This window comes from Vibrio sp. 14N.309.X.WAT.E.F5 (assembly GCF_030397615.1).
In the GTDB taxonomy this organism is placed as follows: domain Bacteria; phylum Pseudomonadota; class Gammaproteobacteria; order Enterobacterales; family Vibrionaceae; genus Vibrio; species Vibrio lentus.
Window position 1 is genome coordinate 41,721 of sequence record NZ_JAPNXR010000002.1, and the last position, 18,561, is coordinate 60,281.

14 protein-coding genes and 1 pseudogene are annotated in these 18,561 nt (G+C 41.8%); all 15 read right to left on the reverse strand.

The features are described from left to right. Positions 1 to 179: 179 nt before the first annotated feature. Positions 180 to 2,177 (reverse strand): response regulator, encoded by a 1,998-nt coding sequence (locus OW495_RS02600; protein ID WP_289884820.1) that lies wholly within the window; start codon positions 2,175 to 2,177, stop codon positions 180 to 182. After that, entirely contained in the window at positions 2,174 to 2,890 is a 717-nt protein-coding gene (locus OW495_RS02605) for a response regulator transcription factor (RefSeq protein ID WP_133153957.1), read from the reverse strand. The genes OW495_RS02600 and OW495_RS02605 overlap by 4 nt, the downstream gene beginning before the upstream one ends. A gap of 21 nt (positions 2,891 to 2,911) precedes the next feature. Further along, positions 2,912 to 3,256, reverse strand: a complete 345-nt coding sequence (locus OW495_RS02610; protein ID WP_102512685.1) for a hypothetical protein — start codon at positions 3,254 to 3,256, stop codon at positions 2,912 to 2,914. Positions 3,257 to 3,554: 298 nt separating this feature from the next. Continuing rightward, positions 3,555 to 4,295, reverse strand: a complete 741-nt coding sequence (locus tag OW495_RS02615) for an EAL domain-containing protein (protein WP_102512686.1) — start codon at positions 4,293 to 4,295, stop codon at positions 3,555 to 3,557. 240 nt (positions 4,296 to 4,535) lie between these two features. Beyond that, positions 4,536 to 7,019: an Ig-like domain-containing protein gene (locus tag OW495_RS02620; RefSeq protein ID WP_102512687.1), complete on the reverse strand. Its 2,484-nt coding sequence runs from the start codon at positions 7,017 to 7,019 to the stop codon at positions 4,536 to 4,538. Between the two features lie 505 nt (positions 7,020 to 7,524). Beyond that, positions 7,525 to 7,725: pseudogene (locus OW495_RS23870) on the reverse strand (lipid kinase YegS); the annotation flags it as partial. 29 nt (positions 7,726 to 7,754) lie between these two features. Continuing rightward, positions 7,755 to 8,666 (reverse strand): LysR family transcriptional regulator, encoded by a 912-nt coding sequence (locus OW495_RS02625; RefSeq protein WP_065112921.1) that lies wholly within the window; start codon positions 8,664 to 8,666, stop codon positions 7,755 to 7,757. Positions 8,667 to 8,874: 208 nt separating this feature from the next. Next, positions 8,875 to 10,236 carry a BatD family protein gene (locus OW495_RS02630; RefSeq protein ID WP_289884821.1) on the reverse strand — a complete coding sequence of 454 codons (1,362 nt, stop codon included), beginning with the start codon at positions 10,234 to 10,236 and terminating at the stop codon, positions 8,875 to 8,877. Beyond that, positions 10,233 to 11,957, reverse strand: coding sequence for a VWA domain-containing protein (locus tag OW495_RS02635; protein WP_102512690.1), 1,725 nt, complete (start codon positions 11,955 to 11,957; stop codon positions 10,233 to 10,235). The genes OW495_RS02630 and OW495_RS02635 overlap by 4 nt, the downstream gene beginning before the upstream one ends. Further along, entirely contained in the window at positions 11,950 to 13,029 is a 1,080-nt protein-coding gene (locus OW495_RS02640; RefSeq protein WP_102512691.1) for a VWA domain-containing protein, read from the reverse strand. The genes OW495_RS02635 and OW495_RS02640 overlap by 8 nt, the downstream gene beginning before the upstream one ends. Further along, positions 13,022 to 13,564: a DUF4381 domain-containing protein gene (locus OW495_RS02645; protein WP_102512692.1), complete on the reverse strand. Its 543-nt coding sequence runs from the start codon at positions 13,562 to 13,564 to the stop codon at positions 13,022 to 13,024. Before OW495_RS02645 ends, OW495_RS02640 begins: the two co-directional genes overlap by 8 nt. After that, positions 13,565 to 14,527 (reverse strand): DUF58 domain-containing protein, encoded by a 963-nt coding sequence (locus OW495_RS02650; RefSeq protein ID WP_065104776.1) that lies wholly within the window; start codon positions 14,525 to 14,527, stop codon positions 13,565 to 13,567. A 12-nt stretch (positions 14,528 to 14,539) separates the two neighbouring features. Beyond that, complete coding sequence (locus OW495_RS02655) at positions 14,540 to 15,523, reverse strand: MoxR family ATPase (RefSeq protein ID WP_102512693.1); 984 nt, start codon at positions 15,521 to 15,523, stop codon at positions 14,540 to 14,542. A 65-nt stretch (positions 15,524 to 15,588) separates the two neighbouring features. Further along, positions 15,589 to 16,908, reverse strand: coding sequence for an anaerobic sulfatase maturase (locus tag OW495_RS02660; protein ID WP_102282261.1), 1,320 nt, complete (start codon positions 16,906 to 16,908; stop codon positions 15,589 to 15,591). A gap of 82 nt (positions 16,909 to 16,990) precedes the next feature. After that, positions 16,991 to 18,508, reverse strand: coding sequence for an arylsulfatase (locus tag OW495_RS02665; RefSeq protein ID WP_102512694.1), 1,518 nt, complete (start codon positions 18,506 to 18,508; stop codon positions 16,991 to 16,993). Positions 18,509 to 18,561 lie beyond the last annotated feature (53 nt).

Here is an 18,561-nt window from a genome sequence, read left to right on the forward strand (position 1 = left end):
AATACACCAACTAACACTTCACCAGTGAAGGGGCCTGTATTCTATGCTTAAAGTGCTTCTGTATGACTCAAAACCTAAAACGATATAAAGAGGTGTACTCCGCACTAAGCCGATTTAACGGCGGTAAAAAACAGATGACTATCTGATAATCCGATTATTATATTTATTACAGTATTAGGCTAGAAATCACGAGACTTATTTTTCGCATATTCAATTTTACGTAACACGTCCGACAATTTATCAATAGCAAAGGGCTTTGTTAAAAAGTAATTCATCCCAGACTCAATACAAGCCTTCTTGATATTGGGATCAATAGAAGCAGTCAATGCTACTACCACAGTATCATCTCCTCGCTCGCGGAGTTTTTGCGTCACTTCAATTCCGTTGACATCAGGCAACTGTAAATCCATAAATATGACATCAAACTTATCTTCACCCAAAATTTTTAAAGCGCTTTGTCCATTTGGAGTAGTTGACACATCGAGTTTAATTAACTTCGCTATGCGTAAAAACAAATCTCGGTTCAATGGGAAATCTTCAACAAGTAGCGCTCTTAAAGAAGAAGTCATCGGTTGTTCTTTTTCACTACTAACACCTGTATCTTTCAGCTCAACCGAGTGCAAGATATTAAATACCTGTCCATGACGTTTGCGTTTAACGATATAGTTACCTTTTAAATACAGCTTTCGCAAAGGTGCTTCTAACGAATAAAGTTCACCGAATTTTTCGGCAGTTTTTATCGAAACAAACGGAAACCTCATAACAAACAATGTACCTGTACCACGCCGACTCGAAATACCATAACTGCCCTTCATCGACTTAATCAACATCGTAGTAATATAAGAGCCCAATCCAATACTTCCACTTGAGGTTTTACCTTGCTTAAATGGCAACATCAAAATTGGCAACTCACTCTTCTCTAAACCTACACCAGAATCAAACACAGAAATCACTAACTGGTCGGAACATATCTTAAAGCGAACTTTTACAATATCACCAGTACTACAGGCTTTTATTGCATTATCAATAATGTTGAGCAACAACTGAGTTGAGTTATGGTTAATTAACATAAGCTCTAAAGGCAGGTCTTTACTATAAAAAAATTGCAATGTTACATTTTTGTGCTTTAAATCAGAAGACAATATTGAGGAAAGGGTATCGACAACTAATGGTAATTTAACAGGAACTAACTTGCTACTTGTTGACTGTTGAATGGAACTCAAAAGCATACTGGAGTCAAGAATTCGTTTCAGAGCATTGGCGCTTAAGTAAGAGTCATGTAATCGCATGTCATCGCCCTTAATTAAACGATCCTCTTTAACCAATTCTAAATTCCCAATAATAACACCTAAAGGTGTTCTTAAATCATGACTAACAACATTAAGAAACTTACTTTTAACATCTAAGTTCCTTGTCATAGATCTATACAAAAGATAAAAATCAGTGCTGACTGATGACAGGGACTTAAATATCGAATAAAGCTCTATAAAAATCGTATCTACTTTTTTTATCTTCGACATGTAAAAAGAATCATTTTTCGAAATATACAATTTAACTTTATAAAAAGGGATGACAATATACCTGTAAAATATAAAGATCATAAACAAGCTAATAAAAAGGAATAACACAAGCGAACTTACAATTAACTTATATAATTTTTGCTGCTTTTCTTGAATATTAAAGACTCTCTTGAAATTCTGGTTATAAATCTCGCTTGCATCAATCTGGATTAACTCAGAACTTCGATTAATCCTTAAAAACAATGAATTTGGCACGTTAGGATAGACATTAATTGCAGTTGCGATCAAATGCCATCGATTCAATACTTCATCGTTCATGCGGTGTAACCTCGCATGGTCGAAAGGTGTTAAATCATTTTTCATGAGATCAGCATAATTACTTAGAACTTTATGTGCATCAGACTTTAATTCGTCATTCAGTTGGCTTAGCACTTTTGGCTTGACGTCTTTAGTACTGTCAAGAAAATGATTCCAAAGTTCATAACCTTTGAACTTCACCGACATGCCAACAACCAGATTCTCCGTAACAGAAACTGCATTCTTGTGACGATTGACATTGATGTTATTTACATATATCAAACTAACAACAACTAAAACTCCAAGCACTGCCAACGACGCCAAAACAACAAACAATCGACGAATTGAAACTCTCTTCATAAATCGTCGATCCTTAATACATGACCACGCCCCGCAATAGTGACAATATTAAAAGGGATTTTCTTATCGGCAAGCTTACGACGCAATCGAGACATTAGTAAATCGAAGCTACGATTCGCACCGTCATATTCAAATCCATAAACAACGTGATAAAATTCATCTTTACTGACTAATGAATTAGCATTCAACATCAAGTAATTAATGGTTTTAACCTCTTGATTAGATAACTTTAATACATTATCCATCCAGCTTATTTGGTTGATAGAATAATGTAGCTCAAACGGCCCGACCTTTATACTATTGTTATTCGAACTTACAACGTCCACATTTGAAGTTTGTTTTTCATTCTGTTGTAGAATACGCATTGTACGTTGTAATAGTACTTCCAACCCACGCGATTTAACAACATACTCATCGACTACGCCAAGCGACAAACTTTTTAATTCAACGTCTTCTTTTAAATCTGATGTACTGACCACAATAGGACATCTTATCAACGACTTTATCTTATCCATTACAAGCAAACTCGACCCCGAAGGTAAATGTATGTCAACTATGGCAATATCAAAAGAATCAGGCACTGACTTAAACAAAGTACTACCAATGTCGAATGATTGCTCTACTATGAATCCTCTCTCCTCAAAATATGTTTTAATCAGCCGAGAAGTAAAAACATCGTCTTCAACAAGTAACATCCTTAATTTCTTTTTCACTCTCTCCCCCTCACCCTCCTGCTAAGATTCACTATGCGAATCAATCAACAACGCCACACTTTTCAGCATCACTGTCACTTTAGTTTTAATTTCTACACAGCTAGCAACGTCAGTAACATTATGTTCGAACTGCGACAGTTTTTTACTCCAATAAGTAAACCCCATCAAGCCACAACTACCGGATAAATTATGTAACTCATTTGCGAACCTTTCGTAATCAGTGCTTGGAATAATTAGCGTAGCCCCAATTGATTGCATTAAAGCCGCTACAAAACCCAAAGCCACCTCTTTATCCCCATTACATATAACATTTGTAAAGTAAAAAAACTCAGACTCTCGATCAATTACACCTTCTTTAATGACCAAAACATACCTCAATTAACCAAATCTAGACGACAACACGATTACTGCAACACATTAAAAGTAACATATAATTTGCAATCATCAACCTAACATACCTAGTAGTGTGCTCATCCTATAAGAACACTAAACAGTTCTTAGAATAAAACACAAATAACGTCTACATCATAAGTTCAACAAGATGAACAACCAAGACGAAGCAACAAGATAACAAAAGACTGATAATAAACAACACAAACGAAAATTCTGGTTTATTAAGCATCAGCACACCAATTATATAGCAGTAATATGACAATCCTTGACATTAATACCCTATTTCATAAGTATTTATATCAAACGATTGCTTGAGTTCGACTAACTGTTCAATCACTAACGGTTTACTAAGAAAAAAACCTTGTAACTCATCTATGCCTGCATTGAGCATAAAATTTAATTTTTCTTGGCTATCAACTCCTTCTGCTACACTACGTAAACCATGTCTATGACAGTACCTAACCAGCGCACTAACCAACTTTTCGGCCATTAGGCTTTCTTCAGCAGTAACCAGTACACTCTTATCAATTTTAACTTCTTGATATTCGAATGATAACAACTCTTCAAAAGTTGAATTTTCTATACCGAAATCATCTAATGACACATCTACACCGGCTGAATTCAGAATTGACAACGCTTTTTTCTTATTTTTATTACTATCTTTTTCTGATAATTCAACGGTAACTTTCCCTTTATGTTCAGAAACAAACATTAGAAATTCAGCAATGAACTCCATATCATTTAGCTGATCTTGAAACAGATTTATTGAGAAGTCTACGTTTGAATAACCATTTAATGAAAGTTCATCAATAGTTTTCGACAATAAATGGATAGTAAACGGGTTAATTAAACCCTTACATTTCAAGCTATTTACATAGTATTCAATAGGAACGGATAACCCATTACTATCAAAGCAACGTGATAGTACTTCCACGCTAGACACCCCCCCTAAAATAGATGAAAATTTTGGTTGGTATTGTATTTGAATTGAATGCCCGTAGAAATAAAACATAATAATCCCCCTTAAAATAAACCAGAGAGATAATAATACATCTCGACACCCATGGTGTATCTATGGTGTATCTATGGTGTATCTACCATATTGCCCGATTACAAATATAAACTATACACTTAAATATTAAACACTAGAGAGATGAGTTTTTATAATAATTAAAATTGATGATTAAATGTAAAAACGCCAGGTTTCAACCTGGCGTAGAGAAATTTTTAAACATTATTTTATTTAATATTATTACATAGGTTCTGAAGTACAGGATACGTATAATGAGTTCCGTTTTGGTGCGTCGTTTATCATGTGATTACCATCGGTGCCAATAACAAAATACAGATTACTTCCGTCATCTGCTGCACCGTTGTTTACTGTCCCAGCATAGGTTGTAGTCCAATATTGAGACCAAGTCGCCCAAGTGCGGTCATCATACATATCACGACCACCCTCAATACCACCCTCAATACCCTCACCCTCAACCTCAACACGATCCTCAACCTCACCCAATAATTCAGTTCTTAACTCATCAAGACTTGGTAGACGCCAATTCGTTCGCCCTTCTAACGCTATGTCGTTATATGCCAAGCAAAGACCAAATGCCGAATTCCATTTAAAAATGTAGAACTCACTACCCACAGGTCCGTACCAATTGCCAGAACTCGTCGAGAATGGATGCTCCTTTCCGTCCGCTAAATGGGCTAAGCCAACGCTATCTAACCAAGGGACTGACGGGGAGCCAGTATATAGCTTCCCATTATTGACATCGACAACATCAATACATGCTTCTGCCGTTGTTTCGCACACACGGATCGGAAGTTCATTACTGGTAACACCATCCTTGTCGACAGTCACTCCGAAAGAACCAGTCACACCACTAAAAAAAGTTCCTTCTTGAGTCAAGGTAAAATCAGTGCCGCTAGGGCTGCTCGTTAATGTCCAATTACCATTTATCAAAGGTGATGTAGTACTATCTCCATATACTTCCGTTGCCGATAACTTCTCAACATCATTAACTAACATATAATTTACTGAGGTTGGCAATCTAATGTCAGTAATTTCTTTTCTAAACGTAATATCAGCAGTTTTTTTAACACCTGCGTCTTCTACACGTATAACAAACTGCTGAGTCCCTGCTTCTAAAGAAGTTACAAAAAACGTCACAATGCCGTTTTCGTCTGTAACCTGCTCAGCATCTGAAGTAACAATTCCTTCACCGCTGACACTTGCGACTTGTATAGCAACCCCAGGATATGCTTCCCCTTCTGGGTTTATGACACGCGCTTCAATTACACCGGTGTCCTCACCATCAGCGATTACCTCTTCAGAATTACTAGTCGTAATTTCAAGAGACCCGACTGAGTTAGCACATGTTACGTAACCTCGAGTTCCAAAGTCTGACGACCGAGTAGCGTGACGAGCAACGGCGCCACCGTCTGAATTTAAATTGTACAGACCACCATCCCCTGTCCAGTACGCTGAATCTTTCGGCCATTTAGCGACCTCATGCCTTATACTGTTCAGTTTCAACGTATCTAGTTCCTCCTTAGAAGGAAGGCGCATTGGTAAATGACAATAAGCTTTCGCTTCATCAAACGTCCAATGTGAAATCAATATCGCCGGTGTATTAACTCCATCAAAAAAGCCCGCCGTAGCACCAGCGCCAAGAGCATCTGATTCAGATTTAGTTAACGGTCCAGTAAAGGCCAAGCCGCCTGCTAAATCATCACCCCAACTAGCTTTTATATCACGCTCTTCAACTATAACCTTGACAATTCCCGTATCAAATTGGCCTTTGTTATCGCCCACCACGTAGCTTACATAGTGCTCTCCAGACACATTACTCATAAACGTAAATACTGTATTATCTGAAGATTCAGTTGCTTTTATGTTTACGCTCGCAGTAAATGAATTCACATCCGCTAGATGAACATCATCTCCATTTGGCGATTTGACGAATTCTGCAATATCAATGTCGGTCAGAGTATTGAGTTTAACTTCATCTTTCCATTCACCGTCATTACTTACAATCGGCGCATTATTATCAAGCACAGAGATCTCTATCGTTCCATACTTATGAGCAGAACCTTCGCCATCGACAAGCCTGTAAACAATACGATTTGAACCGATTTTAGTAGGAGTGAACGTAATTGTTCGCGTTGTTGCATCGGACGATAAAACACCTTCACCAAATAACGTTACATTATCAGACAACGTATAACCACTTGGCCATGTATCACCAGCGGCTTCTAATGCTTTGTCGATATAAACAGTTTTCTTAGAAGTTGGTTCAGTAAGCTCCAACGCGACAGAGATTGGCTTCAATACTGGATTTTCTGATGTTGTAGCAAAAACATTTATTGACGCTGTTTTCTCGACAACTTCCTTACTCCCGAATGAAGCGCTAACAACTGAGTAACTATATTTACAAAGCGCACTGCCATTCACTGTTGTTTCAAAACCTAATACCCCTAGCTCAGAAACGACCGGTGAATCACTACAACCTGAATCACTACCACTCACAAGTGAAATATCTGTGAGTTCAAGTTCAGCTGATGCGCCTGCCAATACAAAAGGACGCAAATTGACGAACGAATTTTGCTCAGGGACTACGGTAACAAAGCCGTCGAAAAGGACAAGGGGCGTGGAAACAGCAGTATCACTATCACTGCCACATCCAGATAAACCAACTACCATAGCTATCGCAGATATGAGTTGACGATTAAACATAATAACCTCGACAAATAAAAATTTAACAAGCCACCTACTGTGGCATTAAGAAATATTACTCATATCATCGAGGTCAGGTGTATCAGTGGTGTATCAGCAATTAGCGCTTTCCTATATCAAATAGGAAAATCATTCTACATTCATCTTATTTTCACGCAGAGCACAAAAAGCCGTAACGCCTTCGTACTATTAAATGTCCACTAGATTTAAAGCAACGTTTAAAGCTTTCTACAATACAACCGAAACATTGCGTTAATTTTTATTATACTTATATTTCATCGCTAGATTAGCCAATTTAAACACATCGCTAAGTATCGTAATGTTCACGTATGACACATCCATACAATCTCACCAGATATTTATACGTCCAAAACTAATCAACCCATTATTTATTAATAGTGCATCTCTATTTAAATATTTACCTTATTTTAATTTGGAGTCTTAATGAAGAAATCCAACAAATTAAACAATATAATACGTCAATGAAACACACTAAAATCGGCTTCATATTGTTGGGGATTCGTGTTGCGGTAGAAAAATCATCCACGGTGTCATTAGAATAATAACAAACGTTACTTTCATTGACTAAACGAAACATATCCGACGATTCCCAAGTGACTCTCACTTGTAGGTCGATATCCCTATCCCTCGCCGCAAAGACCGCTTGCCTTAATTCTGGAATATTGGTTTTCTTTCTACGTAGAATCGCGCGAGTGCGGTCATCACGTAGTCCTTTTAAGGCTTAGTCGAGGTGTCCTTGGCCGCCGCTTTGATCTTAGCGCGTAACCACTTATGGCTTGGTTCATTAGTGCGGCTTGGGTGCCAAATCATACACATATCGAGGTCTTCCAAATCAAAGGGCAAAGGCAGAGTTCTTACATTGTACTTTTCAGCAAAACATCGCACCGATGACATAGGAAGCATGCCAATAGCATCAGATCCCTCAATCACAGGGAGCATCTCGACAACACCAGCAGCTCGATACACAACTCTTCGCTTTTCCAAATCACTAAAGTGTTCAGAGCTTAATAAGCTTTTACGCGCATGCCAGCGTGACACCACGACGTGATCGAGAGTAAGAAATTGCTCCATATTGATAGTATCGCTAATTACGGGGTGATCTGAACGGCACACCACCACGAGCTCCTCTGTAGAAACCACCTCGTGCTTGAGCGTGGTTCTTCCTCTTGGCGTCATATCAATGATCACATCGTGTCTTTGGAGCCTCAAGTCCGATTCATAATCTTCTGTAAACAAAGGATGGACTTCTAACGCGATGTTCGGCGCCACTTGGCTAATCAACTGCATGACTCTTGGCACCATTTCGTAGCTTGCCGCGGAAACGCAGGCGATAGAGAAAATACGATTTGATGTTTTTGGGTCAAAGTCTCTTGAAGCCGATAAGGTAGAAGTAAAGTTCTTAAGCGCAGCAGCCATTGCAGGGTAAATATCAATAGCAAAAGTGGTCGGCTCTACGCCTGATGTGGTTCGGTGAAACAGTGGTTCGTCATAGATATCTCGCAACCGTGCAAGCGCTTTGCTCACAGCAGGTTGGCTTATGTCCATGCGATTAGCAGCCCTAGACAAGTTCTGCTCTTCATAGATAGCAACAAATATAGGAATTAAATTGAGTTCGGTGCTTTTCATACAGTTCCATATTAAAGAAGCAGTTTCCCTATAGTAGAGAAACTGCCGATTATGTTCGATGTGAATTGCTTCAGTTTGTGCAGAATGCCCCGATAAACCCAGAATTTTTATCGATATTTCAATAAAACGCTTTCCATCGCTTCGCAGCACTTTTTATACCAAACGGCTATGTTTCTCATCGAACAACTCGTTTAACCTTCGCATAAAACTAGGTTTTGTCTTTTAAGTCTGGCAAAGCTTTAGGGATTCTCAATCGGTCAAAAATCGAACGAGAGTTACTTGGGATTAATTTGTCGCTGGGTAAGTTACGTAAGCCTTTCCATAAACGAGAAAATACGTTTCTATCTTCACGCCCTTGCTGAAGCGCTTCACTATCTTCTAGCCAACGCTTTTGTTCGCTCGCTTTACCCAATTCCAATTGAGCGGTGTCTCTGCGCAATTGACGATAGATAAAGGTTCTCAATGCTGGCCAATTATTTTTCTTAAGCAAACGACGCAATACCAACCAGCTTGGTGTTGGTCGGTTTTTGTAATAGCGCTTCGCCGCGACGAATAACATGCCACATAACACCACTGCCAAACCAACGCTTTTAAAGACCGACATGTAAGCTTTGATGAAGGATTGGACTGTGTGTTTTGCTTCAAACACTTCGCCTTTTATTACCACGCTCTCAAGACGCTGATTTTTGCTGTCCCACCACTGGAATGTGAACTCCGGCAAGGTAAATTCACCACCTTGCTGAATCACATAAACCGTCTCTTCAATTCTACTGGAACGGTAGTCACCACGTTCTTGTGTGTCATCTAAACGATTGGGCTGCGGGTAGGCTTGATATTGCTGAGTGGATTCATTGGTCAACACATTGGGAAGTAACACCGACAAACTGTCTTTCGCTTTGATCGTCACGGTTCGAGTAACCGCATCACCCACTTTTAGGTCTTCGCTCGAACGTTGCCATTGCTGTTCTACATCCACGTCTGTCGCAGAAAACCAAGGCGATTCATCGCTCAACAAACCAGACGGTAATGAGGCTTCAAACTTAATCGGCTGCGTGTAAAGCGTACCACCTACGTTTGAGCCATCAGGTGCTGACACTTGAATACGAACCGGTACGGTTGGAATCACAAACTCGCCAGAAGTCATCGGATAAAGCGTCACTTCCCAACGTTGGCGTGACCATGTAGTGCCATCCACACGTTCAGTGTAGTTCGTCGCTAATTGGTTACGCTGCTTTGCAATTACATTGGGGATTTCGATGCTGCCAATTCGCGTACCACCCGTAAGCCAACGAGGGGTCGCTACCTCAATGTTCAAAATCACTTGCTCATTAACGCTGACTTTTGCTGGCGTTATCTTATCGCCTGACTTCGGTTTTTCTCCAACCCAAGCGATCAGTTCTACATCACCGCTCTTCTGCAGATCATAGATATCAGCCGCAGAAGCAAGAGTAGGGAAAACAGTGTTAATCAATAGAACCATCGACACAAGCAAGGTCTTGGTTAGTTTAAAGAACTCTGAGCGCTCTACCTTTGTTTGAACCACTTCAAGAGCTAAATCATATCGACTCATTGTGTTTGCTCCTGTTTTGGCGCCTGTTCTTGTTTTGGCATCTGCTCGACCGAAGGCGCAGGATCTCTTAACTGAATTTGGAATTTGGATTTCAAGAAGAACTTAGGATCGGCTTCTACGCGCTTCAACCACTTGTCGGCAAGTTCTTGGCTGCCCAAAATCTCATTCGCGTTAAGTGTTTCCTTAAGCATCAATTCTGCGACCGTTTCTTCTTCTGCACCATCACCCGTGCGCGGCTGGTCGTCATCCAATTCTAAAGATTCTTCAGGGCCATCAGTTGTGCCTGATTGGCTTTCACTGGTACGATTAACTTCTTCGACAATGCCACTAAGCACAGCAAGATTGTTCTCCACATCCGTTCTTAGTTCTGGTGACAGACCCTCTTTCTCGCTTAATGACTTCAAAAGGTCTCGCGCGGCAAGGTATTCTCGCTGCCTGGCTAACGCGCTCGCCGCGTTGTATAAACCAAGATCAGTTTTGGTTTGCAAGAACGCACTGTGAGCTAACTTAAAATCACGAGCATAGTAGTAAGCCGCGCCTTTTCTCATTGGATCAGTAAAATGTTTTGCCGCTTCAAGGTATTCCTTCTGGTTCAACAAACGTTGGCCTTGCTGGTCGGGCGTTAACCATAAGTCCCACCACCATTGGGCTGTTTTATCCCAAACCGTAACCGACTCCACCACGACGGGTTTCTCAGCGGTTAAGTTGACTGTTTTCGCTAAGGTGCTTGGAGAATACACACTACCTGTAATCAGCACGCCAACAACACACCACTGAACCAACCACCCTTTTCTGAACCACAACAACATAATGATAGCCATTGGAATAAGTAGTCCGTATCCCATGTCTTTCCAAGGCATTGAAGACTCACCGTTGAGTTGCATGTTTCTTTCAACCGCTCTGTTCAGTTGTTGGATATCCGAATCATCAACGGTCACTTCGATCAGTCGTCCACCTGTCTTATTAGCCAAACTGCGCAGTGAATCTAGGTCGACAGGGTTATCGCTCACCACATTACTGTTTCCTGCGGCTAGAATGAGCAACTGATATGGGTTGTCGTTAAAGAAGCTCTCGAACGCTCTGATGGTACTTGGATTTACACCATCCGATACCAACAACACTGACGAACCTAGCTCACCAGACAATTGCTGATTTATGAGTGGCAACGCTTCTTCTGCTGACTTACCTGATACAGGCATGATGTCTGGTGTGATAGCCGCTAGAAACGGTTCGAATACCTTGCTGTCTTGAGTCACAGGCATTGCAACGTGGGCACTGCCCGCATACACAACCAAACCTGTGTTACCGCCCTTGCGCGCTGCCAGTAAATCTCTAACTTTCTGCTTAGATCGTTCCAAGCGACTCGGTGGTAAGTCTTTCGCCAGCATGGATTCGCTGTTATCAAGCACAACCAACATCGACGCTTTGTCTTCACCAAAAGGCGAAGCCTCACGCTGCCATGTTGGGCCAGAACAGATAATGATGGCGATCGTTACAATTACCACCAATAGCTTCAATGGCAGCTGCTTACGCCAGCCTGTTTCACCAATGGTCAAGGCATCACGTAAATGCGCGGGAAGAATGTCTTTCCATGTCGGCTTCGTTTCTTCTCTCCAACGAACCCATAACAGGAAGAACATCGGAATAAAGGCCAATAACCACAATGGTCGAATAAAGTGAAACTGAGTAAAGAATTGTTGCAACATGAGAGAATCAGGCATCGTTCTCTCCTTTCAGATTTTTCTTTGAAGAAACCAAAAGCGATCTTCTACGGATTGTCGCCAAGCTAAACGCAGTCAAGTACATCACAACAACAATCGCCATCAAGTAATGATGTAACCCCTGTTTAGGACGATAAGTCGTACTCTCATACAGCTGAGGCTCTAGTTCACCGATTTGAGCGTAGGCTTTAGTCAGTTCATCTCGGTTGAGCGCTTCAAAGGCTTCACCACCGGATTCTTGCGCTACACGTTTGATGGTTTCCATATCCAAGGCCACTTCTCCCACGGTTTGCGGGTCGCCCATAGCGATAACATGAATACGAACGCCTTTCGCCTTGGCGACTTTCGCGGCATCGATAGGTTCGACAAAGCTTCCAGTATCATTGCCATCAGTTAGCACAATCACAACTTTCTCTTTCACGTTCGCATCAATACTTGAATCTTGAACCGCAACACTCTGCTTTCCGCTTTGTTCAAACACCTTAATCGCCAAGCCAATCGCATCACCTAAGTGCGTGCTTTGCCCTGCCATCGCGACATCGGTTTGATTAAGCAGTTCAAGCCAGACATCTTGATCAGCAGTAAACGGTGTTTGTACAAACGCCGCATCACCAAACAGGATCAAACCGAGTCGGTCCCCTTTTCTGGTTTTTGCAAAATCGGCTAACACTTCTTTGGTCGCATCTAAGCGAGAGATTTTATCCCCTTGTTTAGAGGTAAAATCTTGTTCAGCCATTGAGCCAGACAAATCAACAACCACCATCACGTCACGACCTAATTGTTCACGAACTTGCGGCTCACCAAGAATGGTTGGTTTCGCTAATGCGCAGATCACTAATACCCAGGTAATGATCAGCGTAGTGCGTTGCCACCAGCTTGGTGTTAATTGGCTTGCTCCTTCTGATGGAGCCTCGCCAATCGCCTCTACCAACTCACTGAAAAATGGCACCTTGATGGCCATTTGTTTAGTGCGATAAGCAGGTACGGCAAAATAAACAAGTAAAGGCAAAGGTAGAGCGATAAACCACAATGGGTGCGCGAATTCAAAGCTGGCAGATAAACTATCAAACATTATCTTGCCCCTCTGGTTTTGCTTGTACATCCGGCTTATGGAGTTTTAGCCACATCATCGCGGTTTCAATCACCTCTAAACGCTGTTCAAAGCTCAAACGTACATTAGGGTCAATTAGGCTCTGCATCCATAATTCCGAGACTTCATCGGCAAAGAACGCATTGCTGTTTTCACTGGTGTTAGCGCTAACAGGCAGATAGGCATTCAAACGGTTCACATAAGCTTGGCCAAACAACTTTGCATTGCTGCTGTCTAGGTAACGAAGTACCACTTTAAGCACCTTGAAGGTTCGCTCTGTTGAGTTTTTATCTCGTGCATCCAATACCATGAGTTCTTGAAGCGCTTCTTTGCGATAACGGTTATTCCACCATCTCTGCGCCAAGCGATAAGCCAGATAGATAGCGACCAATAACAGAATGACGCCAAGGATCTTCCAGCCAATAGTTTGCGGCATCCAGCTCACGCTCTCGGGAATGGTGACATCGTGCAGATCGCGAAGGATATAAGTACTTGGAGGCGTATGTTCAACGGCCATCTAACGCCCTCCCACCAGCTTTTGAAGCTGAGAAATATGAGTTCCAGACGTATCTAATTCGATATAAGGGAGGTTTTTCATCGCCATTAATTTAGCAAGGGACTGTTTCTGAAGTGCAGCCTTTTGAGCAAGGCTTTCACTTGCGAGGTTAACCTTAGATTGGCTATCGAGATTAAGTTGAAAGCGACCATCACCCACCACCCAATTTGCGCTTGCGAGATCTTGAGGTAATGATTGTTCCAATGGGTCTGTAACCATTATGGCCAAGATATCGTTGTGTTGCTGTAACTGCTTTAGTCGGTCTAGATGTTGTTCTTGGCAGTCGCGCCAATCGCTAATAAAGATTAAGGTCGACTGCTTTAATCTCATTCGTTTTATCAGTTCAATCCATTGACTGAACCCGACTCCTTCGCTGTCACTCACACTCACGTCTAAACTTTGATTTGCTTTAGTAAGGTGCTTTAACTGAGCCAGTAAATCAGACTGTGAACGCTGTGCTTTGGTGTGGAAGAGTTTTTGATGAGAAGCTAAAACAAAGCCGACCCGGTCACCATCTTTCAGGACTCGCCATCCACACAATGCCGCGACTTCGGCCGCAACAACCGATTTCATGGTGTTTTGAGAAGCAAAGAACATCGAACTGCGCTGATCGACACAGATCATTACATTTCGGTCTTTCTCTTCGGTATAGCTACGAACATGAGGCTTACCCGTTCGCATCGTAACTTTCCAATCGAGATTACGGATATCATCCCCCAATTGGTAATGACGTAATTCCTCAAAATTCAAACCACGACCGCGAAACAAGGAATTATGTCGACCCGACAATACACTGCCCGCCTTTAGATGAGGCAACAGAGAAAACGACTCAGCTTGAGCCTGAATTCGCACTAACCTTGAATAATCACAGTACAATCGTGGATCAAGGCCTTGCGGTTTGGGAGCTTGTGTTGGCTTCGCCATGACGCCCCCTTGTTATCCGATCTCAACATTATCAAGCAGTTCTTCAACCACTCTTTGATGGTCAACACCATCGGCCAATGCGTCATAAGACAACGAGAATCGGTGACCTAACACGGTAGGTAGCATCGCTCGCACATCGTCTAACGTGACATAGTCACGTCCTTGAAGCCATGCATAAGCGCGAGCACATTTATCCAACGCGATGGAAGCACGTGGGCTGGAACCAATCTCAATCCATTTAGACAAGTTTGATTCTGGGTAACGCTCTGGCTTACGAGTCGCCATAACCAAAGCCACAATGTAGTTTTCGACTAAATCAGAAACAGCAATATCAGGAAGTTGGCGACGCGCTTCAAGTACCAATTCAGGTTCAATATGCTGTGGTGTGACTAATTCTGAACTCGTCTCGCTGCCCAATTCTTCACTGCGCACCAATCGAATGATGTCACGCTCCGCTTCGTCTTCTGGGTAGTCGACCGTCACTTTCATAATGAAACGGTCCATTTGCGCCTCAGGCAGCGGATACGTACCTTCTTGTTCAACCGGGTTTTGAGTCGCTAATACCATGAACAAATCTGGAAGGATGTGAGTTTGGCCACCCACAGTTATCGTCCCTTCCGCCATCGCTTCAAGCAGTGCCGCTTGTACCTTTGCGGGCGCACGGTTTACTTCATCGGCCAGAACGATGCTATTGAAAATAGGACCCGGTTGGAAATGCAGCTGAGGCTTGCCATCAAGCTCTTGATACACTTCTGTACCAGTTACATCTGATGGCAACAGGTCAGGCGTAAACTGAATTCGACCAAAACTGGTGTTCAGTAGATTCGCCAATGACTTCACCGAGCGAGTTTTCGCAGTACCGGGAAGCCCTTCTAGAAGCACATGGCCATTGGTCAATAACCCTATAACGAGAGCACGAACGACGTGACTCTGACCGATAACACTTTTCTCTGTCTCTTCAATCAGTTGGTTTATTGCTTGTTGCGCATGGTTCATAGTCTACCTATACAATTTTCAGAAGCCTGAGCATTAAAGTTTAAGTATAAAGTCGAAGGTAATAACTAAAAGTTATATTCGCTATATTCACTTGAGTTAGAAGACTTTAGTAGCGTCGATATACCGACTAAGATTGGCAATGCATGTTCGAAGAACATTTTTATCCCCGGACATAAATAGTTTAGACCAGCTTCGCCATTTGGCGCTGTAAGTAACCGATTTTTTGGACATTCTCCCCAACAGTACTTCAAATATTCACAATTTAAACAGTATTGAGGGAGTGACGACTTTTTAGCCATACCAAAACTGTATTGACGAGTCGAAATAGCTATCTCATTTAGCGGGCGCTCATTGATATTGGCAAGTCGATATTCGGGATACACATAATGGTCACAACTAAACACATCGCCATTATGTTCAATTGCTAAACCTTTTCCGCAGAATTCAGCCGTAACACATAGTTGCGCAGGCATTCCCATGACTTGCGCCACTGCGGTTTCAAACAAGTTAACTAACACTCGGCCAAAATCGTTATTTACCCATTCATTGAAAACTACGACAAGGAATTTCCCCCATTCTGATGCATCAACCGACCAATCGGTAACAACCGACATTAGGTTTCCTGGTTTAGCGAGTTCTGAACCAACGCCAGGTTGCATGTTCTCTTTCCAAAAGTGCGGCGCGATTTTCTCAAAAGAACGAGGCTCAACACACGGAGAAAACTGTATATACGTTACGCCAAGTTCTCGTGTGAGAAACCGGTAAACTTCTAATGGATATTGCGAATTAAAACGGTTCACTGTGACTAACGCGTTAAAAGGCACCTTATATTCTTTCATCAAATTAACTGCTTGTATCACACGTTTAAATGTGGGTTTTCCACTTCGTGTCTTGCGGTATTTATCATGAATAAATTCGGGGCCATCAATCGAAAGACCAACTAGAAAGCTATGTTCGACCAAAAACTCACACCAATCTTTATTCAACAATAACCCATTGGTTTGTAAATCGTTCTCGATCCTCATTCCCGTTATCGCGTGCTTTCTTTGAAGTTCAACGATCTTTTTAAAGTAATCCAAGCCCAATAACGTTGGTTCTCCACCTTGCCATGAAAACACCACTTCTTCACCATCGTGGCTTTCGATATAACTCTTTATAAATGCCTCAAGTGTCGCATCATCCATCTTTGGCTGTTTGCTTTGGTTGAGCAATTCGTCCTTGTGCAAATAGAAGCAGTATTGGCAATCGATGTTGCATTTTGCTCCACCCGGTTTAGCCATAACGTGAAAACGTCTATCGACATGGTTATTGCCGTCGTTTGGAAATGCGGTTTTTAATGGCGTTAGATCCATTTGAGTCGTGTGGATGTGAGTTTGTTTTTTCATAGAGAACTATCTCGAAAGCAGATAAAGAAGCAGCGCCCTAATAATCTTATTTGAACGAATTAAGGCACTGTTAATAAATGAATTATTTAGGGACGAACGAGCCTGGAGCCATTCGTGGTGGGTAATCTTCAAATGTATCCATGACCTGTTTCACTTTTTCTACCGCAGGCATCATCAAGAAACTACGTTCGTACATCCAACGATCGTAGCCCATTCCCGTGTCACCACGTTCAAATGGGTCAATACTCAAATCGTAAAATTGAGGAACACGAAGCTTAGTGAACGGTTTTTTCCAAATATCTAATCCAGTTTCATTTTCTTGAATAGCGAAGTGGTATTTGTACTTACCATAACGAAGTGCGAGTAAATCACCATCGTCGCTCCAATAGACAAATTCGTTACGTGCAGACTCATCTGTTTTTCCTGTTAAATAAGGGAGTTGGTTATATCCATCAAGGTGAACGTTGTAGGTTATACCTCCGACTTTCTTACCTTCAAGCAACTCTTCTTTCACATTGCTGTTGCCCGCGGCAGCAACTAACGTTGGTAGAAAATCTTCTAGAGAAACGATGCCATTAAACGTACTGCCTTTTTCGATCTGTTCTGGCCACTTTATCAATGCAGGAACACGGAATCCGCCTTCCCAACCAGTATTTTTCTCACTTCGGAATGGAGTCATGCCAGCATCTGGCCATAGATTGATCATCGGTCCGTTATCGGTGGTGTAAACAACAATCGTATTATCGTCGACTCCAAGCTCTTTGATTTTATCTAACAGATGGCCAATTTGGTCATCGTGTTGCTTCACTCCGTCTGCATAAAAACCCGCGCCAGTTTTACCTTTGTACTCTTCAGGAACATGAGTGAAGTTGTGCATACGAGTGGTATTGAACCAAGTGAAGAACGGTTTATCAGATTTAACTTGCTTCTCGATAAACTGCTCTGTTGCTTCTAAAAATTCATCGTCTATGGTTTCCATGCGCTTACGAGTCAAAGGTCCAGTATCTTCTACCTTGCCGTCTGCATAAGAATGAATTACTCCACGAGGCCCAAACTTTTTCTTGAATTCAGGGTCTTGCGGATAATCATCATTCTCAGGCTCCTCCTCTGCATTTAAGTGATAGAGGTTTCCAAAGAACTCTTCAAAACCATGTTTTGTAGGCAAGTGAGCGTCTCGGTCGCCTAGGTGGTTTTTGCCAAACTGGCCTGTCGCATAACCTAGATCTCGCAATAACGTCGCAATAGTAGGATCTTTCTCTGAAATCCCTTCTTTGGCTCCCGGTAACCCAACTTTAGTAAGGCCTGTTCGTTTCGGCATTTGACCAGTGATAAATGCAGAACGTCCAGCAGTAGAGCTTTGTTGTGCATAAAAATTGGTAAATTTGGCTCCGTCTTTTGCGATGCTATCGATATTAGGAGTGCTGTAAGCCAACATTCCACCATTGTAAGTACTTAAATTCCAATACCCTACATCATCACCAAATATGACGAGGATATTGGGCTGTTCTGCAGAATAGGCCGTGCCAGAAGCTGCACCAAGTGCGAGCGTACAAGCGTTTAAAATAAGTTTCTTGTGAGTTTTTTTATCGTTTTTTTGCATTATAAGCTCCATAAAAACGTCGGGCTAAAGTTCGGTTTGGGTCAAAATACCAA

What these genes read in the sequence shown, in the direction of transcription:
- OW495_RS02635 (WP_102512690.1), bottom strand. Translation starts at nt 11,957, where the DNA reads ATGCCTGATTCTCTCATGTTGCAACAATTCTTTACTCAGTTTCACTTT.
- OW495_RS02625 (WP_065112921.1), bottom strand. Translation starts at nt 8,666, where the DNA reads ATGAAAAGCACCGAACTCAATTTAATTCCTATATTTGTTGCTATCTAT.
- OW495_RS02615 (WP_102512686.1), bottom strand. Translation starts at nt 4,295, where the DNA reads ATGTTTTATTTCTACGGGCATTCAATTCAAATACAATACCAACCAAAA.
- OW495_RS02640 (WP_102512691.1), bottom strand. Translation starts at nt 13,029, where the DNA reads ATGTTTGATAGTTTATCTGCCAGCTTTGAATTCGCGCACCCATTGTGG.
- OW495_RS02630 (WP_289884821.1), bottom strand. Translation starts at nt 10,236, where the DNA reads ATGAGTCGATATGATTTAGCTCTTGAAGTGGTTCAAACAAAGGTAGAG.
- OW495_RS02655 (WP_102512693.1), bottom strand. Translation starts at nt 15,523, where the DNA reads ATGAACCATGCGCAACAAGCAATAAACCAACTGATTGAAGAGACAGAG.
- OW495_RS02660 (WP_102282261.1), bottom strand. Translation starts at nt 16,908, where the DNA reads ATGAAAAAACAAACTCACATCCACACGACTCAAATGGATCTAACGCCA.
- OW495_RS02665 (WP_102512694.1), bottom strand. Translation starts at nt 18,508, where the DNA reads ATGCAAAAAAACGATAAAAAAACTCACAAGAAACTTATTTTAAACGCT.
- OW495_RS02620 (WP_102512687.1), bottom strand. Translation starts at nt 7,019, where the DNA reads ATGTTTAATCGTCAACTCATATCTGCGATAGCTATGGTAGTTGGTTTA.
- OW495_RS02645 (WP_102512692.1), bottom strand. Translation starts at nt 13,564, where the DNA reads ATGGCCGTTGAACATACGCCTCCAAGTACTTATATCCTTCGCGATCTG.
- OW495_RS02600 (WP_289884820.1), bottom strand. Translation starts at nt 2,177, where the DNA reads ATGAAGAGAGTTTCAATTCGTCGATTGTTTGTTGTTTTGGCGTCGTTG.
- OW495_RS02650 (WP_065104776.1), bottom strand. Translation starts at nt 14,527, where the DNA reads ATGGCGAAGCCAACACAAGCTCCCAAACCGCAAGGCCTTGATCCACGA.